Genomic DNA, 19,833 nt, shown 5'->3' on the forward strand with positions numbered 1-19,833 from the left:
CAGCCCGTAGGCGTGAGGCTTGCCCACGCGAATCGTGAGGCAACCCACGCGAATCTTGAAGCCCCCGTGCAAATTCATCCTCTTACGCCAATCTTTTTTGCGCCAGCCATTTCGCGCCATTTTGCGCCAGCAAGCTCAGCGCCTACTCCGCACCAGCCCGTAGGCGTGAGGCTTGCCCACGCGAATCGTGAGGCAACCCACGCGAATCGTGAGGCCTGCCCACGCGAATCGTGAGACCACCCACGCGAATCGTGAGGCAACCCACGCGAAACGTGAGGCCACCCGTGCGAATCGTGAAGCACCCGCGCAAATCGTGAGGCAACCCGCGAAAATTGCGTTTTTTTTGCGCCAGCCATTTTTGCGCCATTTCGCGCCAGCAAGCTCAGCGCCTACGGCCTGCGGTTTGTGTTTTTTGGGTGGTTATTATTTGCGGGGGCTTCCCCCACGTGGGTGTGGGGGATATAAATACGGGGGATTATGGTTTAAAAGAGTTAACCAAACGCTTATATTCGTCTTGTATTTCTTGGGTTACTTTTTCGTTGCCACTTACCGATAGGGTAATTACTTGATTGTTTGGTTTATCAAGTACGGTTAGGTTATGAATTACCTGTTTATTACCGCCATTGTCGCCGGTAAATACATACTCCATATTATCCAAAGTGCCTTTGTAAGCAGCATCATTTGTGCCCACTTTGGTAAATTGTATATCTGCAACGCCTGCTTGTATTAAGCCTTTAATGCCACTGTCGATAAAGCCTGCCCATTCTTGTTGTGAGCCGGTGTAGCTGTGGCCTGTAAGGTGCTGGCACGTTACATTTGAGGCAATAACTGCGCCTTTCTCAACTTGCTTGCCTACAAATTGGATTAAGTCCATTCTCACTGTAGGCGATGCCTGAATGTTTTGATTTTTTTTCTGTGGCTCTGATACAAACTTAATATCGAATTGGCAGGCGTTATTTGCGGTGGCTTTTTTTTCGCCATCCTTTTTTGCGCCAGCATTATTTGCGCCAGCAAGCTTAGCGCCTACGGGGGTCGCGCCAGCAACGGGGGCTGTGGCAGCAACGGTGGTGGTGCTTAATAAAGCGATAAATATAAGGGGATGTTTTAATTTCATAATTTCGCCTCTAAAAAATAACCTTTTCATAAATACAAAAAACCCGGCCTAAGCCGGGTTTTTAAACAAAATGAAGTAATTAAAAATTACTTACCTTTTTGTTGTGAAGTTACTAGTGATTGACGACCAGTACCTGCGTTGCTGAATGCGTATGCATTTACATCGCCATCGTTAGCATCGATGTTGAAAGTGATGCTAAGTTTTGAACCAGCAGGAGCACCAAGAAGGCTCATGATTTCTGATTGGCCAACTTTAGTTACTGTATCTGCAGCAAGGTCAGCAAGAGCATCTGAAGAGTACTCGTTACCAGCTTGGTCGATTGCAGTCATGATAACGTCAACATCGCTAGCTGATTCGTTAGCAAAGTGAACTGAAGTAGATACACCGTCAAAACCTACTGGGAAGTAAGGTACGTTGATGATAGTTGCATCAACCATCCACTTACCTAGTGAAGCATTAGAAAGTACTACAGCATCAGTTGTGTAACCGTAATCAACTTCAGCGTTAGCAACAAAAGACGTCGCTTTAATTGCTTCGCCAGCAGCTATACGAGTAGTAGCATTTTCAATTGTACCAGTTAAAGTACCAGCTTGGCCGTCTGCACCAGTATCAGTTACTGTGAAAGTAAGTAAGTTATCAGTTAAAGAATCTACAGCAATATCAGCAGCAAGAATGTCACCAGTAGCTGTAAATGTAACATCAGTAGCAACTAAATCAGTGAAATCACCAGAAACTTCAAATGTAGTTGCAGTAGTTGCATCAACTACTGCATCTAAGAACTCAGTTTTATCAGTTAAAGAAACAGTGAATGAATCAGCTGTATCGCTAGTAGTGATTTGACCTGAAACGAAATCTGCACCAGCAGTACGCTCAATCACACCGTTTAACTCGTTTGTTACTGTAGCACCGTACTGGTTAGCAAATACTAAGTAAGTACCTGTGTTATCACCAACAGTGTCTTTAGCAACACCATCTTGCCAGCGTGCAGCAGAGTATGTAAGTGTTGCATTAGATTGAGTAGCAGTAGTTAAAAACGCGCCTGCAGAAGCAACAACTTCAAATGACTCATCAAGCTCAACTGTGTAACCAGTGTCAAGTACAAGTACTACTTTACCTTTAGCAAAATCACTTTCTACTGTATCAAGAGTGAAAGTGTAATCAGCAGTACCATTATCGATACCGATGTTACCTGATGTTAAAACATCACGAACACCTGCAGTGTAAGCTACATCTTCAACACCATCAACGTCAAAACCTTTACCAAATTGTAAAGTTACTTTGTCGCCAGCTTCTAGCTTTTCACGAACGATTACACGTACAGAACCGTCAGCGCCAACTACGTTATTTGCAGCAGCGAAGCCTTCTTCTGAAGTGAATTTAACTGCGTCAGATACGTCAGCTGCTTGTGCGCCCATTGCACCAAAGATAGCAGTTGCTAAAAGTGCCTTTTTGAATAGTTTCATTATTTCCATTCTCCTAGTTTCATGAAACTGATGTATTGTTAATGAAGTCAACACATCAAGATTTTTTATTGTTCTGACTGGAGGTTTGTCAGATCAATGCAAATTTAAGGGGTTATATTACACATGTCAAGCATTTAACTATAAAACGCACAGTTTGTACACTTTACAACCTCATGTTTATTACCTATGTAACAAAACTGTAGGCAATTATTACATACTACTTACAGCCACCCAAGTTTTAAATTGTAACTAAGTGCATTATACAACACTTAATTAGCAGTTTGGTAAAAGTTTAAAAGTAACTTAAATGATTAATAAGGCACTTTTATTACAATGCACTGTTTTATTTAAAAATACCTGTTACTTTAATAATAGGTTATTGAATAATAGGCACTTTAATATTAGGCACTAAAACAATAAGGCTTACTTATAAACATTACGTACAGTTATAGTTAGTTTTACAGCTTTTTTAAACACGTTAACGTCACTTTTACTGAACTCGCTTAAAATAGCCTGTTATAGGCAAATATTCAAGCGTTTATTTTTATTTGTTACCAAAAAACATACATATAAACTGATGCTTACCACCTAACTCTTAGTACTTAACATTAAACTAAAATGTTAAGTTTTCGAGCCCTTGCATAAAGCTTTGTTTTACGCGTTGCCAGTCGTCGGTGTTTTGCACTATTTTAGGGGTTACTAGTATTACCAGCTCAGTTTTATCGCTTGAGCTACTGTCGCTTCTAAATAAATGACCAAGCACCGGGAGCGAGCCAAAAAATGGTACAGACGATGCCCCATTAGATTTATTTTCGCTAATAAGGCCGCCTAGCATTACTGTTTGGCCATTACCTGCTACTACTTCGGTATCTAAGGTGCGCTCAAAAAACGATGGGTTATCTGAGGCGCCCGTCGTGTCAGACACATTTGAAATACTTTGCTGAATACTCATTATAACCGTGCCTTGGGCATTAATAGTAGGGGTTACGGTTAAATCAACCCCGGTTTGGCGGTATTCAATAGTGGTAGTTTCACGCTCGCTATTTAACGGGTTTGTGGTGGTACTACCGATAGTAGGTATGTCATCACCCACACTAATGCTTGCAGCTACGCCATCGCGTACCAATAAAGTAGGGCGCGAAAGCACATTAACTAAACCATCGCTTTGCGATAAATTTACACTTATATTACCTGGCAAGCCCACAATAGAGTAAGTAAACGCCCCCTTGCCTGCAGTGTTAAAGTTAATGTTTTCGGTGCGCCCGGTTGCTGCGCCACTTTGTATGGCGTATTGCACCCCTTTTGAAAAGCTTCCCGTTAGTTTAACTTCGGCTATAACTACTTCCATCATTACTTGCTTTGGCATTATATCAAGCTGCTTAAGTATAGGTTGTAGCTCTTGGTAGTATTGGCCGCTAGAATAAAATATTAATGCGTTAGCGCGTTCGTCCACCACTAGGCGAATGCCATCGCCCTCAATGCTTTGCACTGTATTTGCAGACCCTGTGGCTGCAGGTTTTGGTGCGGTATCGCTAGTGCTTGCTGTAGAAAGCGCGGTTGTTGCACTGCTTTTATTACTACTAAAACTATCCCCTAATAATGGCGCTAGGCTTTGGCCTATGTCAGAAGCGCGCGCATATTTAGGGTGATAAATATAAAAGCTTTGCTCTGCTCCAGTAGCTGGTTTATCTAGCTGCCTTTGCCAATACTCTACACGGTCTATAATTTCATCTGCTGAGGCAAATACAACTACCTGCCCTAAGTGTTCAATAGGTATAAAGTGCACACTTGAAGACGTTGAGCGGGTATTTGCAACAGATATACCTTCAAGCTCTAACAGCTCTTTAGCTTTGGTAATAAATGTTTGTGAGTCTATGTAATTAAAGGTCATTAGCGCTAATGCTTTTTTATTCATAGCTGCACTATCAATAAGATGAATTAAGCTAATAGCACGCAATATTTGTTCGCGCTTACCTTTTATGGTAACTAAGCCTTGTGATGGATCAATACTTACCTGTGCATCAACCAAACCACTTACAGCGCTGCGCAACCCTGTCGAAACGCCATATTTTGTGGGTACTAGTTGTATTATATCACTTGCCACATTAGGTACTGAGCTGGCTTCTCGGCCAAACCCAAAGGCAACGTCTGATTTGCTGCCTTTTGGATCTTCAGGAAAAATATAAAAAATACCATCGTTTAAGGTAATGGTTACTTTGTTTTGTACAAAAACCTCTTGCACAAGCTGAAATAAACGCTGCGCCGTAACTTGCTCTTTAAGCTCTAGTGTTACAGGCGTATTTTTAGCCTTTATAGATGGCTCAATTAAGTAAGAAACACCTAAAAGCTCACCCAACGCGTAATGAATAAAGTCATTTAAAGGCAGGGCATTAACCGACACCTGATACATTTTTTTGTTGTCAAACTGCTTTGATAAATCAACTTCTAATGTAAGCGACTGACCATTTTTTAAGTTATGTACACGCTCAAAGGTATTTTCATCTTTGGTTGGTGCTTGTACTTTAGGCGCAGTATCGTCTTGTTCGGTCGGGGCTGGTTCGTTTAAGTACGAGCCAGCTACACTTACTGTTTTTACTTCTACGCTTTTTGAAGGGTCAACTATAGACGCACAACCGGTTGCCATTAAAGCGAAACTTACGCTTAATACTATATTTAATTTAACTTGTTTTATCATTTGACTGCCGTTGAAAAAGTTTAAATGTTTTAGTTTGCTCAGGCGTTGCGAGTGTGATTGAGCTGGTTGTTATGCTAATTAATTTAACCGAATTACCAATTGTATCACCCTGCGTCACTTTTGAAAGTACTTGCTGCTCGTCTTTAATTAAAACAAACGTTGAGCCATTTTGATTAAATATTCCCATTAATGTAAATACCTGATCACCAATAGTGAGTGCATTTTGGCTTTTAGGCTTTTTTGCTTTGGGCTGGGCTGCTGCTTGCTTTTTTTGCTCTAGCAAATCAAATTTTGCCTGCCAATCGCGCTGCAACTCAGAAACAGGAAAATTTTGCACCGGTAGCACAAGGCGCGTAGTTTGTACGCTGCTGTTACTACTATTAGCTGCGTTGTTATCGGTTAGCATTTGTGGAATAGCTATACATAACACCGCAAGCACACTTAGTAATGCAATTAGTAGTTTCATGGTTGCTCCTGCTTTATTGCTGCTTGAGCAGGCTGGGTATTGTTCCACATTATTAGGTCTATATCTGCGCTTATGTTTTCTGTTGGGTTACCTGTAAAACCGCGACCATTGTAGGCGTATTTTTTAAACCTTACTGTTGGTTTTAGTAGCTCAATTGCTTTTGTTGCCGTTACTAAGCACAGCGGCGCTCCATTAAAACGTATAGTAAGCAACCATTGCTCTAAATTAGGAGTAAGTTGCACTTTGCCCTGCCACTCAACGCGCTCTAGGTTGCAGTTTGCTTGCTTTAACGCCTGCTCTACCGCTTGTTGCGCTTTTAGTTTAAAGTCGCTTTCACTGGTTTTATTAAATATATAAGGCGCTATGCTCTCGCTTAGCTCTTTTGCGCGCACTAATTGCTGCTGCAATTGTGTTTGCTGAGTAAGCAAGGTGCTTAACTTATTTGCGCGTACGCTATTAAGCGCTTTTGTTTGGGTGAGTTCTTTGTAGCTTATCCACAGCGGATCGGTAATGTATAACCCCACTAACAAGGCTGCAATGGCTATAAAGTAATGTTTATATTTTAGTAAATCACTTTTCATTACTTGGCTCCTGCTCTTGCGCTTTAAGGGTAATTTGCAGGGTAAACTTATCTTCACCTTTGTATTTTCTAACGCCACCGGCAAAAATAACTCCCGCAACGTTTGGATTTTGGCTCACTGCGTTAATTACTTTATTGGCATTAGGCGCGCTGCCACGTAATTGTATTTGGCCGTTTTCTTGGCTAAATATATCTATAGTCATGTCGTTTTTTAATACGCTATTTATAATATCCCAATGCTCATACACGGTACTTTTACTACCAATATATTGATTAAAAACAGCTATTTTTTTGTTTAGCGCATCAAGCTCACTTTTTTGCGTAAGTACTTTGTTAGCTTGCTCGCTTTGCGTGCCCATTTTGTTTTGTAAGTTATAAACACTCAACCACTGCCAACCAAATGCAATTGCTATGTATAGCGTTACACTTAGTAAAGGGGCTATGTATAACAAATGTAGTTTTATTGGGTTTGTTTGTTGCTTGTAGTTAAACATGCACTGCTTTACTAACTCAGCAAGTGGCTTTTGCGTTAGCATATTAGCTAAATAAGCAAAGTATTGTTGATTATTTATATGTATTGTTTGTGCTGTATCGGCAATGCCTACGCTGTGCTTGTAGGTGGCTAAGTTATTAATTAACCCTTGCGCATAAGCGCTGTGGCTGGTGTTTTTAGTTTGGCTATAAAACAGTTCACCTGCAGGCGTTGTTAACTGCAATAAACTTTTGTCGTCATTATGGTTATACAATAGCGTGGTTTCGGGAATTAAAACCCAGGCTTTAGCAAGTAACTCTAAGTGCTGAGTAAACTGTATTGTTGTTACGTTAAAGCCGTCTATGTCTTTATTAACTTCTATTGTTGTTATTGGCTTTAGCGTACTTGCTTGCTCGCTTTTTATTTTAAGTAAGCTTTTTAACTCTGTTAGGCTAAGTGCTGGGTAACTTTGCTGCTGTATTGAATAATGCTTACGCGCCACAATAACAATTTTAGGAGCGTTTGCTTGCGCTGTTTCAAATAACGAACTAAATACACCATTAGCAAAGTATGCCACTGACTTATTTAGCATTTTATTTAAAGGCTTTAATTTGGTTAACGTACTTATGTTCAATTTTTGTTCCAGCTTATATGAGAAAACACCATAGGTTTTATGTACGATTGCGGTGTAGCGTCAAGTGTATATGTTTTTGTTAACTGCGCGCCATTGTAAGTAACTCGCAATTGTACCCTTATTTTACTGCCTGTAGCAAAGGTAATGTATTCGTCTGCCTCTACACCAGTGAGTTTGTAAAACTCGTAGCTTTTAAGGGCCCCTTGTTCGCGTAATTGCAGTACTTTTTGAATGCTGTTTTCGTCATTTATAAAGGCATTGAGTATTTTTTGTGGTGCATTTAATGGATTAAAACCGGGTACAATTTCGGTTGTAAAATATTGATTTAGTAATTTAGGCGTAATTTGCTCCCCGCCTCTAATTAATGCCACTTCTGATGGGTCTTGCAAAAAGCCATTTCGCGCAACATAACTTTTTTTATGTTGTTTATAATAGGCCGACTCAGCGCCATTTAATCGGCTTAAGTCGTTTTTATCTTTCCAATCAGCTAACGAGTCTACAAACTCTCTTGCACTTACATCGTCAATACCAATTTGCAGCAGTACATTTTTTAGTAAGGTTGCATCACTAATATTTAAGCCCATTAACGAACTTAAATCGGTAAGTGTTACATACGCATTGTCGTTTACCTGAAACTCTTTACCATAAAAGTTCCATTTACTTGTAATGCTGTTAACTGCTGATTTATTTGGGTACTTATTATTGCTGAGCAACGCTTGAAGTAAGTCGGCCTCGGTTTTTTCAAGCTCTAAACGCATTAAAAACTTGTTTTGAATACTTGTTGTTATTTTTACTTGCTCACGCACAGTTTGGTTAATGTAAAGGCCCAATAATGACAATACAAAAGTAATTATTAATACTTGAATAAGTGCTATACCACGTTGGCTCATTAAACATCCTCTTGCAAGTAGTAAATTAGGTTTGTGTATGAGCTTGTAACTAAATCTATTTGTATTTGTGTTTCTTGATCGTTATTGTTTTTTATATACACCGATATTTTACTTGGCATAATGCGGTTTTGTAATGAGTGTTGAGTGTACCATCTTTGCAAAATAGGCTTACTACCTAGCTCTAATTCCGCGCCATCCAAATTACCATTTACGGCATTTGATAAACTTTCCCAGCCGTAGTATTGAAAGGTTAACTGCTTTATATCATCGACTAATACTTTACTTGTTTGCCAATCTACGTTTACGGGTTCTGTTATAAACATACGGTTTTTTAAGGGCAGCTCTTTATAGATAAGTTGTGACTTACCCTCTTTACTTGTTTGCAAAGAAAACGATACCAAGGCGCTACCAGAGGAAAAAATAGGTGAGTTACTCACCAAGGTTAATGACAGCTGCGTTCCATTAAACATAACGGCGTATTTATCGTTTTGGTTTTTAACTATATAGACACTTGTGGCTTCAAGCACTCGCGACATGGCTTCAAGGCCAAGTGAGTTTTTGTTTAATTGCCAAAATAGTTCGGTGCGTTTTTGCCATTTGTCGGTATAGAGGCTATATGCAAAGTAGCCAGAAAACATAACCATTGACAGTAATGCGGTGGCAATCATTAGCTCTATTAATGAAAACCCCTGCTGTTTTTTAATTACCATGCTACCGTCTCAAATTGAAAGCTTTTGCCTTTATTTATTAGTTCAACAGTTACTAAAAAACGTGCAAAGCGTGGCTCAGGAAGATCAATATCGTCTATTCGTGCAGGTGGAGTTATACTTGCAGTTTTAAGCGCTTGCCAAGAATATATTTGCCCTGCGGCTTCTATTTCGCCTTGTAGATCTGCGTTTTTATTTCGTTTAAAGCGCTCTCTGAGCTGCGATTTAATAGTGGTAATTACCAGTTCTGATTGTTGGTAATACTGGGCTGTTGCCGCGGCTTTATCTGCCGACAAACTACTTGCACTAAATAATTGAGCTGTAATAGCTAATGATGAAAATAATATAATAGCTGCAATTAACACTTCTATAAGTGTAAAGCCGTTATTCGCTTTCATAGTTTTCAAATACGCTTTGTATGGTAAATTCTTGAATGGTGCTATTCCATAAAACTTTATATTTATTAGGAGTAACCGACGAGTTAGTAGAAATTGTATAGTCATTTGGAGAAAACACCAGTTGCTCAAAATCAATGGTTGTTTGCTGGCTGTTTTCTGTGATGGTTATGGTGCTTTCTTGCATTCTTAAGCTAATAGGATACCCGTTATAATAAGCATGATATCCTAAGCGCTTAAATAGTTGCCTTACTTTTTGTAGTTCTACTTGGCGTGTTTGCTGGTCAACCGTTTTTGTAACTAATCCACCCGTTAAGCCCATTACAATAGCCATGATCGCCATAACAACCATAAGTTCTATAAGGGAGAACCCGCGCTGTTTATTAAAACGGTACATCATTTATCGATACCATACTCATTAACATGGTAATAACTATGCCGCCAACAAAGCCGCCCATAAATATAAGCATTATGGGTTCTAGCATGGTGGTGAATTTTTTAATTACGTTTTCGAGGTCGTCTTTACTTCTGTTTGCTATTTCGGTAAATACGCGCGGTAGTCGGCCTGTTTCTTCACCTACTTTAATTATTGATAAGAAAAAGTCAGGAAATATACGGGTTTTAGCCAATACGCTGCTAAGTTGCTTACCCGACTTTAACTGCTTTAATGCAAGCTTTGCGTCACGTTTTAGCTCTGGATGCTTTAGTGTGTTTGCGGTTAAGTCGAGCGTTGTGTCAAGCTGCAAGCCAGCCTCTAGCATCATTGCCATTGACTGCGAAAAACGAATACGCTCTGCGGTCAAAATTATTTTACCCACTCCGGGTAAATGCGACACTTTTATATAAAACCAGTTTTTTACCTCTGGCTTTTTTAGGCCGTACGCAAGGCTTACTATGCCTGTAACAAGGCCGCCAATTATAAGCAGTTGGTAGTCTACAAAAAAGTTACTTACGTTGATAATCATTTGCGTGTACCAAGGCGCTTGGCTTAGGTCGGTAAAAATACCCGACATTTTTGGCACTATAAACGTTAATACAAAATATACGGCCATTATACACACAAAAAATATGACGCTTGGGTAAGTAAGGGCGGTACTAATTTGTGTACGTAAGTCTTTTTGAAACTTTAAATCACTTGATAGGCGATTAAGTACTTCGGGTAAGTTACCTGAGTTTTCACCTATTTTTAATAAGCTTATGTATAAGGGGCCAAATAGCGCTTCGTGCTCGCCAAAGGCTTCACTTAATGAGGAGCCTTTTTTTAATGCGGCCGATATTTGGCTTAATAAGCGGCTTAATGCAGGATGGGCATTTGCTTGTTTTATTATATCTATACCGCGGTCGACCCGTATTCCGCTTTCGAGCAATAGGGCCAGTTCGCTGGTAAAAAACTCTAGCTGATCTAAATTAACTTTTTGGCCAAATAGGTCTGCTAAGCTATTTTGCTGAGCTATTGGTACAATTGAAAGTGCATTAAGCCCTTGCTCTAATAACTTTTGCTGCGCTTGTGCTTTATTAAGAGCGGTAATTGCGCCTTGATGGCGCGCTCCTTGGGCATCAATTGCTTTATATTCAAACTCCATTAGCCTGCTACTCTAAGTACTTCGTCTATGGTTGTTACGCCGGTTACTACTTTGTATAGGCCGTCTTGCATTAGGTTTCTGCGCTTTAAGCTTTCGTTATGTGCTTGGGCTTTGGTAATAAACTGATCGTTTTTTGGGGTTTGCTTTATTACGTCGTCACAGCGCAAGTATTCGTTTATTGCTATTCGGCCTTTAAAGCCCGAGCCATTACATTTATCACAGCCAACGGCTTGCTGAATGTTAAGATCCTTTATGCCTGCATTTTTAGCTACTTGCTGTAGTGGGTATTGCGTTAATAGCTCGTCTATATTGTCAGCTGGTTTTGAACAATGATGACATAAGCGCCTAGCCAAACGCTGTGCAACAACAGACACAAGTGCAGCATTAAGTAAAAACTCTTCAACCCCAAGATCAAGTAAACGCGTGTAAGCACTGGCTGCATCGTTTGTATGCACTGTACTAAATACTAAATGCCCTGTTAACGCAGACTGTAGTGCTATACGTGCGGTTTCTGCATCACGGATTTCACCTACCATTATAATATCGGGATCTTGACGTACAATTGAGCGCAACCCTGCTGCAAAGTCAAAGCCTATGTCGGTATTTACTTGTACTTGGTTTACCCCTTCTAGTTGATACTCTACTGGATCTTCTAGGGTAATTATTTTTACATCAGGACGATTTAGCTCATTTAAAAATGTGTATAAGGTGGTGGTTTTACCCGAGCCAGTTGGGCCTGTTAATAAAATTACACCGGTGGTTTTAACTAAATCTTGCTGTATTAATTGCTGAGTGTCGGTTGACAAGCCAAGTACCGACATGTCGTATCTAATTGATTCTTTTAATAGAAAACGTAATACAATGCTTTCGCCATCGTTTAATGGCAATGCCGATACACGTATATCAAGCTCTTGGTTGGCAATTCGCATTTCTATTTTGCCATCTTGTGGGCGGCGTTTTTCAGCTATATCCATCCCTGAGAGTATTTTTAAACGTGTTGTTATGGGCAGCTGCATTTTTGGAGCGAGCTTTTCAACTTCGTGTAATACGCCGTCAATTCTGTAACGTACTCTAAAGCGCCCTGCATGCGGCTCTAAATGCATGTCTGATGCGCCACGCGCTAATGCTTTAGTTATTAGTGAATTGAGTAAATTTACAGTAGGCGCTTCTGAGGCGAGCTCTCGTAATCGGGCTTCTTCGTCGCCGGTTAACTCGTCTTCGTCTACTTGGTTTTGTGAATTACTTTGTATTTCGTAAAAAAAACTTTGTAATTGCGCATCGGTTGCAACAAAAATAGTAACATCAACATTAAGTTGCTGCACATATTGAGCAAGCTCTAATGATAGTGGATCTTTACACGCTAATTGCCAATTGTTGTCTGTAATTTCAACTAATAAGCAATCAAGCGATTTTAAGCGCAGCATAACCTCTAATGTTGCATTTTCTGGCATGCTCCAATTAGGGTAACTTTGTGGTTCAAACAAAGGGTAGTTGAGCAATTGGCTATATAAAGGCGCTAAATCGTCTTCGGTTAGGCACCCCATATTTACTAAAATTTGCTCTAGGCGGCCATCGTATCTACTTTGATACAACTTTGCTTTATCTAAGTCGCCCTGGGTTATTTTAAACTGTGAAGTTAATAACTGCGCTAAATCGATCATTTATGAATAATATCCGCGTTTTCATCTGCGCCACCTGGTTGGCCATCTAGCCCGTAGCTCATAATTGTGTATAAGTCGCCATTGTCGCCTGGCGCTTTGTAAATATATGCTTTACCCCAAGGATCTAACGGAATGTCTTTTGGTAAATATGGGCCATCCCAGCTTGGTGAGTCACTTTTTCTAAGCGCTTCTAAGGTAGGTGGCACTGTTCCTGTATCAAGGCGGTATGTGTCGATTGCGGTTTCGAACATTTGCATTTGCGCTATTGCAGTTTTAATTTTAGAAGAACTTACTTTAGAAAATAGTTTAGGGGCAATTAATGAACCTAATAAACCTAAAATAATTAGTACGATCATTAGCTCCATTAAGCTAAAACCTTTATTTTTTTTCATTACATACTCCAATAAATTTGTGTTTTTCAATTGTATCAATAGCGTTTTTGGGTGTCGATGATGCTGTTTAAAGCTTTTTGATAATATCCTCAGGTGTTTTCTTTTCTGAGTAAGCTATATATCCCGACTCATCAGGGTAACCTACTGCTATGAACATAACTACGCGTTTATAGTGGGGTAAGTCTAATAACTTACCTACCTTAGTATCAAGAGTATGCAGTTCTGGCCAATTGATAGGACAACTTGCTAACCCTAAAGTTTCAAGTGCGAGCATAAATTGCATACTTGCTAAGGAGCCGTCAATATAAATAACATGTCTGTCCCTTGCTTGTGGGTAGTACGATAAGTTACCTACAACGGCAATTAAGCACGGGATATTACTTGCAAACCCTGCTGTTCCACCGGGTAGTTTTACAAGCTGTGATAGTAACGGCTGACTTTGCACCATATAAAATTCATAAGGTTGGCGGTTGCAGGCACTAGGGGCTTGTAATGCAGCAGCTGCCGCATAGTTAATTTTTTCGTCTTCTACTTTTTTATTTATAAACCATCTTGTTGAACGTCTTGCCAAACATAAACCCATGAATTGATTGTAATTTACGTCGTGCTTAACTTTATCAATATACTGATATGGAATTTTTGCTTTTTGGCACTTTGCTTTTTTAGCGGTTACGTCTGCGTATACCTTATGCGCTTGTGCAATAGTAGGCTGATTGCAATCAACAACCGAAAAGTATTCTTGCAAAACAGATTCAGCCCAAGAAATTTCAGTTTCACTTACGCTGCGACTGCTAATAGCTTCTTTGTATACATGTATTGTTTCGGTTAAGTAATCTAGTGCAAATACGTTTCTTCTGGGGCGCATTATTAGGCCTTTTTCAAGGCGGTGAATATTTCGCCTTAATAATGCACTGCTACTTCCGTGTATTCCACGGCCTTTTAAATAAGCACGTTGGGCTTGTAAAATAGCCTTGTGCTCATAGTAAAAGTCTCTAGAAAAAAAAGTAAAATATAGGCTTGAGGCAAACCCGTTGCCAGAACATAAAGGAGATATTACGTTCTGGCAGGTTAGGATAACGCGTTTTATTTTTTCAATTAAAAAACGTTTCATTATAGTTTAGCTAGCAGGTTCATTATTACAGTGAACCAACAGCGGCAACGGCTACACCCATTTGATAAAGAATTTGCGTTGCTGTACTCCACAGAGTTAAGTTATCAACGTGTTCTGTATCAAGTGGAACAACTACCGTATCGCCTGGCTCTAATAGTTCAGAGCGGTTAACTGCAAACCAAGAGTTATTGCTCGGAATTTTAACCAAGCCACTTGCTTTAATAATGTAAACGCGGTCTTCGTCTGCTCGCTGTTTAAAGCCACCACTGCGTTCGATGTAATCGTCAACCGAAAGTGATGAGTCAAATAAGTGTGAGCTTGAGAAGTTAACTTCACCAACCACATTAATACTATTTTGCTTGCTTGGTATGTAAAGCGTGTCGCTATCTTCTAACGGTATATCTAACTTGCCTTCTACAATTGCTGGTAAGTTGATAACTAAACGGCCAACGGCTTTTACTTTAGCTAAATCGTTTATTAGGCTATTCATGTCGTCGTAGCTTAACGATGAATCTGTGATTGAGCTATTAAAGCTTTTTGATGTTACATCACGGCGTAAGTCTTCTGAGAGTTTGTTCAGCTGTTGTTGCTGCTGAAAACGAAGTGTTTCGCGTGTAAATACAGCCCCTTCAGGGTAAGAAAACTCCGTAAAACCACCGGCTCTTTTAATTACTTCTCGTAGGCTTTCACCTTTACGAATATCGTAATCACCAGGAAATTTAACCTCTCCATACAAGCTTACTTTTAAACCTTTTTGCCAGTTAGGGATTGGATAAACATTAATAGAGTCTTTACTTTTAACAAGAAACTTTTCGCTGCTTGGGTTGGTAACGGCTTCTTCTAAGTTAACATTTACATGTTCTAGCATGGCTGAACTTGTTGATGAAAAACGTGTTATTTCAGCGCTTTCAAGATATGCAGACTCTTTTAAACCACCGGCTGATGCAAGTGCTTTTTCGATGTTTGCATTAACCGGGCGAGGGTAAATACCTTCGTGGTAAACCTCTCCTCTAATTGCATAAATTTGCACTTTATTTTTATAACTTGATTGCTGATTTAACTTTGCAATAATTGGCTTTAAGAGCCTTTCTCTGCTGAAGTACGAAAACTCATCGTCTTCTAACTCTATTTTTTGATTTAGAATTTCAGTTATTGCTGTTACTTTATTTTTTTCTTCTTCTTCTTGCTCTTTTGCAACTTGCTCAGCCAGCTCTTTATCTAGTGAGTCACCAAGGTCTATAAATTCATAAAATTGCTTTTGTTCAAATTCATCCCACAGGGCGATTTTTTCTCTAAGCTTAATTTGCTCTTTGGTCAGCGCTAATGAATCTAATGCTGTTTCTTCATCTTCTTTAGACTGAAAACGGCTAAACACAACCACTTTATCGCGTGCTTGAAGTTCTATGTCTTCTTGCGCGTCGTGAGAAACAGCTTTAATAGGAGAAAATTGATGAACTTCTATATCGCCTTTGATGTTTATTTCTCTAACAACTAGCGCATATTCATAGTCGGCAACCGGTAATAAATCACTTTTTATTGAAGAAAATAAACGACTAACTTTATCGCCTTTTTTCCATGAGTAATTACCAGGGTATGTTACTGCACCTAATAAAGTAACCGCTTCGTTTAGCTCTTCGCTTGAAGAAGGTACTTTTATTTTATCGCCATTTTTAGCTGTGTAAGTTGAATCTGGGTTTGTTAAATCAATTTGTAAAATGGTTTTAAAGCTATTTCCAGTATAACGTTCAACAACTGTTTTTTGTGGATAAGCTGCGCCATTAAAGCCACCTGCCATCGCAATTAAATCTTTAATTGATTCGTTATTTTTTAATTCAAAAATAGCGGGTCTGCGTACTTCACCATCTACAGTAACTTGCTTACCTACTGGCGGTATAAATACAACGTCACCTGGTCTTAAAATAACGTCGTGGGAGCTATCACCTTTGATCAGTAGATCGTAAAGATCGAGTGTTTCAACTGTTTTTCCTGCGCGCTTTAACTGGATATTACGCAATGAACCTATTTCAGAAATACCACCACTTACAAACAACGCATGAGTAATTGAAGACAACGCAGGTACAGTGTATGCGCCTGACAAGTATGCTTCACCTAAAACCATTATTCTTATGCTTCTGGTTTTACCCATAGAAACAAATGACTGAATACCAATCATTTCTTTCTCAACTTTAGTTTTTATTAGTTTAACAACTTCACTGTATTGCATACCCGTAACAGTAACAGGTTGCAATTTGTCGATAACTAAACGCCCTTCTCTATCAACTTCTACTTCTTCGTTAGAAGACTCTTTACCATATAAATTAATAGTAAATGTATCGCCAGGACCTACAATATAGTTGTCAGGAACTAATGCGCTTTCAGAAGGTGTGAATGTTGTTGGCTCACCAGAAAAAAGATCATAACCGAACGGTTTTGGCTCGTCAGACTTTGGCTTGAACTTTTCTTCATCTGTTTGAAATTCTTCGTCCTTTATTTTGCTTTTATCGTTACGCGGAAAAACAGTTTGGTTTGAAAGCTCATCGTCAGAATCTTTATCTTTGGATTGTTCTAGGGCAGTTAAGTCAATACCGTATTTTTTTGCCAATGCTTTTTGCTGAGACTCAGGCAGTTTTTTAAATAGTTCTAACTGTTGCTCTGTTGGCTGAGCACTTTGTTCAGCACTTGATACCGAAAAGGATATTAAGGTACTGAAAAACAGCATCGCCGAAAAAATTTTAATTAACTTCACAAAGTTTCCTTCCAGTAAAAATAAAGATAGCCGCGGCATACTACATCATTTTTTAGGTAAAAAAAATGGGTAAGCAAGCTTACCCATTATATAACTTAAAATGGTATTAAAAACTGTAAACAAGTGTTAATGATGTTTCAGTATCTGTACTTTCTTCGTCAGCAGCAACATCTGAGTTGTTGGTAACGTTAAAAGCAACTTTCATTTGTAATGAACCATTAATTTTAGCAAGTAAAGCCGTTTCTGAACGTGTTTTAGTATTTGAATCACCGTATTCAACAGATACTAATTGAGTAAAGCGCGCGCTTTGTGAAATTTGCCAATTATAATCAAGTTTACCTAACGCAATTACTTCACTGTCGCTTTCGCCAGCAAGTAAGTTACCGTTTTCATCCACTTGAGTGCTGCTATCTGAGTATTCAAAAAATTTGTAACCAGGACCTACTTCTGCATTTAACCACATGTTTTCTTCGTTTAATAAACGTAAACCATAACCGGCAGAAATTACTGACTCTGTTCTATATGCGCCAAAGTAATCTGAAACGTGCGAACCATAAACAAATAAATGAGAGTGTTTTTCATTTAATTTGTAGTTACCTTGGGCAGATGCTGAGTATTTTTCGTTGGTACGTTGCTTATCTTTATCGCCGTTAGCGTCTTCAATTTCGTCTTCTTTGTAGATGCCGTCAATTTTGTACTCGTTATTCCAGCTATCTAGGTTATGTAATACTTTAATACCACCTTTTAAGGTTGTTGTTTCAGTATTACCACTGGTAACAATTGCACCTAGCTCACTGGTAACTTCCCATGTTTTTTGTTCTGCATCTTCTGCGAATGCGTTAGTTGCAGCGGTTGCTGCAACTAAAATTGATAAAAGCTTTAATTTCATTAAAAAATAACCTATCTAAATACTAATAATTAGTCTTGCTTGTGTAAATGAACATCCATTTGCGGAAACGGAATTGAAATATTTGCATCATCTAACGCTATTTTAATATTTTCCATTAATGACCAGTAAGTAGGCCAGTAATCTGCAGCGTTAACCCAAGGACGAACTACAAAGTTTACGCTTGAATCACCTAACTCATTTACCGCTACTGTGTAAGCTGGGTCTTTAAGTAAACGCGTTTCTGCATCTAGTACAGATTTTAATACTTCTTTCGCTTGGCGTAAATCAGCATCGTAGCCAACACCAATAACTAAATCAATACGACGAGTAGACTCGCGAGAAAAGTTAGTAATAGCACCCGACATTATTTGTGAGTTTGGAACAATTATTACTTTGTTATCTGGTGTGCGTAATTCGGTTGAAAATATTTCGATTTTTTTCACGGTACCCATTTTACCGCCTGCTTCAACAAAATCGCCAGACTTGAACGGACGAAGTAAAATAATTAATACACCCGATGCAAAATTAGAAAGCGAACCTTGCAGTGCTAAACCTACTGCTAAACCTGCAGCACCTAAAATGGCAATAAATGAAGTTGTTTCAATACCAATTTGTGAAAGCGCCATTAAAATAGTTGCGGCAAACACAATTGCATACACAATACTTGAAACAAATGAGCCTACTGCTTTGTCTACTTTCTTTTTATCGAAAGCTTTTTCAGTTAGGCCAGCGCAAAACTTAGCAATACGGCTACCAAGCAAAAATATAACAAGCGCTATGACAGCTTGAATACCATAATGTAAAATTAGGCCTGAATTTTCGTTAAGCCAATTAAGTACTGAATCCATATTTACTCCAAATATTATTTATTAAGCGTTTTTTCAGGCATTATTATACATTAATTTACAATTTATTCTCATTAATTAATGAATTTTCACTAATAAAAGCATTTGAAATACGTTTGATTATTGGGACCTGTTGACCTTTTAGGATTAAAACTCGCTCAACCTAAGAGAGGTTTAGCCGCGGCGAAAGGTATAACCCCAAAATATAGCTATTATTCAGCCGTATTTAGCCTTTATTAAAAGCATACTTTATTTTTATTTCACTTTTTTTCATTTTATACTTCACAACAATTATTATTTTATGTATTATGCGCGCCACACCAAACAAGGTGTGTTGTGGCGGTTGTAGCTCAGTTGGTAGAGCCCCGGATTGTGATTCCGGTTGTCGCGGGTTCAAGCCCCGTCAATCGCCCCATCTTTTCCTTTCTAATGTTTAAAATTCCTAACGCTTCAGTAAATTAAATCCAAAAATATTTATACGCATAAGATCTAAACCTTTAGCTTTTTTCTTTGATAACTAACTCTGGTACATATCCTGTGAGTCACTAGGTACGCTTATTTACTCCACATTACTATTACGTCCACGGTTAATCAGATGGCGTTAACAAATGAGCAAGGGTTCTATATTGAATTGGAAAACTCCTGCAAATGCTTTTCCTAAAAAGCCTCCATACTCGACTAGCGATGACACATTACTAGCTATATAAAGCCTTTCTAAATTGTAATAATGCATATATTCAACGCGTCATTTTTCCATATGCTCATGAGTTAGTTATGATACTTCAAATAGCTAATCATGTTTAAAGTGCCAGGGAGCTTACCATAACGACATAAAACTTAAGTGCCCTCAAGGTAAAGCCATTATTTATTAAGCATATTCGATGTAAAACATGTGCTTTAAACCTACTGTTAACTTATATTATTAATAAATTAAAAACACACCATAAACAAAGACCTAATGATGAGTACCCCCAAGTTAAAACATGCGCGAGGTAAACTCCCGCCTACGCGATATGTAGGCGGGGCTTTATGCCGCGCTTGTTAATGCGAGTTATGTTGTGGGCGGGGCTTTACGCCGCGCTTTTTAATACATTAAGAACACGAGGTAAGCTCTACGATAAACCCGCGCGAGGAGAACTCCCGCCTACGCGATATGTAGGCGGGGCTTTACGCCGCGCTTTTTAATGCGA

Annotated in this window: 17 protein-coding genes and 1 tRNA gene; 1 reads left to right on the forward strand and 17 read right to left on the reverse strand. The window is 39.0% G+C overall.

From position 1 onward, the window contains the following. Positions 1-475 precede the first annotated feature (475 nt). The 17 genes from V6260_RS18020 to V6260_RS18100 all read right to left on the reverse strand — a co-directional run bounded on the left by V6260_RS18020 (position 476) and on the right by V6260_RS18100 (position 18,646). Positions 476-1,114 (reverse strand): hypothetical protein, encoded by a 639-nt coding sequence (locus tag V6260_RS18020; protein WP_341595495.1) that lies wholly within the window; start codon positions 1,112-1,114, stop codon positions 476-478. 86 nt (positions 1,115-1,200) lie between these two features. Next, positions 1,201-2,577, reverse strand: a complete 1,377-nt coding sequence (locus tag V6260_RS18025) for a hypothetical protein (protein ID WP_341595496.1) — start codon at positions 2,575-2,577, stop codon at positions 1,201-1,203. A gap of 613 nt (positions 2,578-3,190) precedes the next feature. Continuing rightward, positions 3,191-5,272 (reverse strand): secretin N-terminal domain-containing protein, encoded by a 2,082-nt coding sequence (locus V6260_RS18030; protein ID WP_341595497.1) that lies wholly within the window; start codon positions 5,270-5,272, stop codon positions 3,191-3,193. Further along, positions 5,256-5,738, reverse strand: coding sequence for a hypothetical protein (locus tag V6260_RS18035; RefSeq protein WP_341595498.1), 483 nt, complete (start codon positions 5,736-5,738; stop codon positions 5,256-5,258). Before V6260_RS18035 ends, V6260_RS18030 begins: the two co-directional genes overlap by 17 nt. Beyond that, positions 5,735-6,319 (reverse strand): hypothetical protein, encoded by a 585-nt coding sequence (locus V6260_RS18040; RefSeq protein WP_341595499.1) that lies wholly within the window; start codon positions 6,317-6,319, stop codon positions 5,735-5,737. Before V6260_RS18040 ends, V6260_RS18035 begins: the two co-directional genes overlap by 4 nt. Continuing rightward, entirely contained in the window at positions 6,309-7,382 is a 1,074-nt protein-coding gene (locus tag V6260_RS18045; RefSeq protein WP_341595500.1) for a hypothetical protein, read from the reverse strand. The genes V6260_RS18040 and V6260_RS18045 overlap by 11 nt, the downstream gene beginning before the upstream one ends. Positions 7,383-7,420: 38 nt before the next feature. Beyond that, a complete protein-coding gene (locus tag V6260_RS18050) occupies positions 7,421-8,314 on the reverse strand; it encodes a hypothetical protein (protein WP_341595501.1) in 894 nt (297 codons plus the stop codon). Further along, positions 8,314-9,024: a prepilin-type N-terminal cleavage/methylation domain-containing protein gene (locus V6260_RS18055; protein ID WP_341595502.1), complete on the reverse strand. Its 711-nt coding sequence runs from the start codon at positions 9,022-9,024 to the stop codon at positions 8,314-8,316. The genes V6260_RS18050 and V6260_RS18055 overlap by 1 nt, the downstream gene beginning before the upstream one ends. After that, positions 9,018-9,419 carry a type II secretion system protein gene (locus tag V6260_RS18060; RefSeq protein ID WP_341595503.1) on the reverse strand — a complete coding sequence of 134 codons (402 nt, stop codon included), beginning with the start codon at positions 9,417-9,419 and terminating at the stop codon, positions 9,018-9,020. Before V6260_RS18060 ends, V6260_RS18055 begins: the two co-directional genes overlap by 7 nt. Further along, positions 9,406-9,816, reverse strand: a complete 411-nt coding sequence (locus V6260_RS18065; protein WP_341595504.1) for a type II secretion system protein — start codon at positions 9,814-9,816, stop codon at positions 9,406-9,408. The genes V6260_RS18060 and V6260_RS18065 overlap by 14 nt, the downstream gene beginning before the upstream one ends. Beyond that, positions 9,800-10,999, reverse strand: a complete 1,200-nt coding sequence (locus V6260_RS18070; RefSeq protein WP_341595505.1) for a type II secretion system F family protein — start codon at positions 10,997-10,999, stop codon at positions 9,800-9,802. The genes V6260_RS18065 and V6260_RS18070 overlap by 17 nt, the downstream gene beginning before the upstream one ends. Beyond that, the gene (locus V6260_RS18075) at positions 10,999-12,660 is read right to left on the reverse strand and encodes a GspE/PulE family protein (protein WP_341595506.1); all 1,662 of its coding nucleotides are present in this window, start codon (positions 12,658-12,660) and stop codon (positions 10,999-11,001) included. The genes V6260_RS18070 and V6260_RS18075 overlap by 1 nt, the downstream gene beginning before the upstream one ends. Further along, a complete protein-coding gene (gspG, locus tag V6260_RS18080; RefSeq protein ID WP_341595507.1) occupies positions 12,657-13,052 on the reverse strand; it encodes a type II secretion system major pseudopilin GspG in 396 nt (131 codons plus the stop codon). Before gspG ends, V6260_RS18075 begins: the two co-directional genes overlap by 4 nt. A gap of 67 nt (positions 13,053-13,119) precedes the next feature. Further along, positions 13,120-14,163 carry a nitroreductase family protein gene (locus V6260_RS18085; RefSeq protein WP_341595508.1) on the reverse strand — a complete coding sequence of 348 codons (1,044 nt, stop codon included), beginning with the start codon at positions 14,161-14,163 and terminating at the stop codon, positions 13,120-13,122. 25 nt (positions 14,164-14,188) lie between these two features. Next, positions 14,189-16,882 carry an SLBB domain-containing protein gene (locus V6260_RS18090; protein ID WP_425355715.1) on the reverse strand — a complete coding sequence of 898 codons (2,694 nt, stop codon included), beginning with the start codon at positions 16,880-16,882 and terminating at the stop codon, positions 14,189-14,191. A 133-nt stretch (positions 16,883-17,015) separates the two neighbouring features. Beyond that, the gene (locus V6260_RS18095; RefSeq protein ID WP_341595510.1) at positions 17,016-17,798 is read right to left on the reverse strand and encodes a DUF481 domain-containing protein; all 783 of its coding nucleotides are present in this window, start codon (positions 17,796-17,798) and stop codon (positions 17,016-17,018) included. Positions 17,799-17,827: 29 nt separating this feature from the next. Further along, complete coding sequence (locus tag V6260_RS18100; protein WP_341595511.1) at positions 17,828-18,646, reverse strand: mechanosensitive ion channel family protein; 819 nt, start codon at positions 18,644-18,646, stop codon at positions 17,828-17,830. 336 nt (positions 18,647-18,982) lie between these two features. Here V6260_RS18100 and V6260_RS18105 point away from each other — a divergent pair. Continuing rightward, positions 18,983-19,058, forward strand: a tRNA-His gene (locus tag V6260_RS18105). The last annotated feature ends 775 nt before the right edge of the window (positions 19,059-19,833 follow it).

Origin of the sequence: Pseudoalteromonas aliena (genome assembly GCF_038155085.1) — a bacterium.
GTDB classification, from domain to species: Bacteria; Pseudomonadota; Gammaproteobacteria; order Enterobacterales; family Alteromonadaceae; genus Pseudoalteromonas; species Pseudoalteromonas aliena_A.

Bases quoted from the DNA above. Each gene is read 5' to 3' on its own strand.
- V6260_RS18100 (WP_341595511.1), bottom strand. From the start codon at position 18,646: ATGGATTCAGTACTTAATTGGCTTAACGAAAATTCAGGCCTAATTTTA.
- V6260_RS18025 (WP_341595496.1), bottom strand. From the start codon at position 2,577: ATGAAACTATTCAAAAAGGCACTTTTAGCAACTGCTATCTTTGGTGCA.
- V6260_RS18070 (WP_341595505.1), bottom strand. From the start codon at position 10,999: ATGGAGTTTGAATATAAAGCAATTGATGCCCAAGGAGCGCGCCATCAA.
- V6260_RS18050 (WP_341595501.1), bottom strand. From the start codon at position 8,314: ATGAGCCAACGTGGTATAGCACTTATTCAAGTATTAATAATTACTTTT.
- V6260_RS18075 (WP_341595506.1), bottom strand. From the start codon at position 12,660: ATGATCGATTTAGCGCAGTTATTAACTTCACAGTTTAAAATAACCCAG.
- V6260_RS18045 (WP_341595500.1), bottom strand. From the start codon at position 7,382: ATGCTAAATAAGTCAGTGGCATACTTTGCTAATGGTGTATTTAGTTCG.
- V6260_RS18020 (WP_341595495.1), bottom strand. From the start codon at position 1,114: ATGAAATTAAAACATCCCCTTATATTTATCGCTTTATTAAGCACCACC.
- V6260_RS18095 (WP_341595510.1), bottom strand. From the start codon at position 17,798: ATGAAATTAAAGCTTTTATCAATTTTAGTTGCAGCAACCGCTGCAACT.
- V6260_RS18035 (WP_341595498.1), bottom strand. From the start codon at position 5,738: ATGAAACTACTAATTGCATTACTAAGTGTGCTTGCGGTGTTATGTATA.
- V6260_RS18060 (WP_341595503.1), bottom strand. From the start codon at position 9,419: ATGAAAGCGAATAACGGCTTTACACTTATAGAAGTGTTAATTGCAGCT.
- V6260_RS18030 (WP_341595497.1), bottom strand. From the start codon at position 5,272: ATGATAAAACAAGTTAAATTAAATATAGTATTAAGCGTAAGTTTCGCT.
- V6260_RS18055 (WP_341595502.1), bottom strand. From the start codon at position 9,024: ATGGTAATTAAAAAACAGCAGGGGTTTTCATTAATAGAGCTAATGATT.
- V6260_RS18085 (WP_341595508.1), bottom strand. From the start codon at position 14,163: ATGAAACGTTTTTTAATTGAAAAAATAAAACGCGTTATCCTAACCTGC.
- V6260_RS18065 (WP_341595504.1), bottom strand. From the start codon at position 9,816: ATGATGTACCGTTTTAATAAACAGCGCGGGTTCTCCCTTATAGAACTT.
- V6260_RS18090 (WP_425355715.1), bottom strand. From the start codon at position 16,882: ATGCTGTTTTTCAGTACCTTAATATCCTTTTCGGTATCAAGTGCTGAA.
- V6260_RS18040 (WP_341595499.1), bottom strand. From the start codon at position 6,319: ATGAAAAGTGATTTACTAAAATATAAACATTACTTTATAGCCATTGCA.
- gspG (WP_341595507.1), bottom strand. From the start codon at position 13,052: ATGAAAAAAAATAAAGGTTTTAGCTTAATGGAGCTAATGATCGTACTA.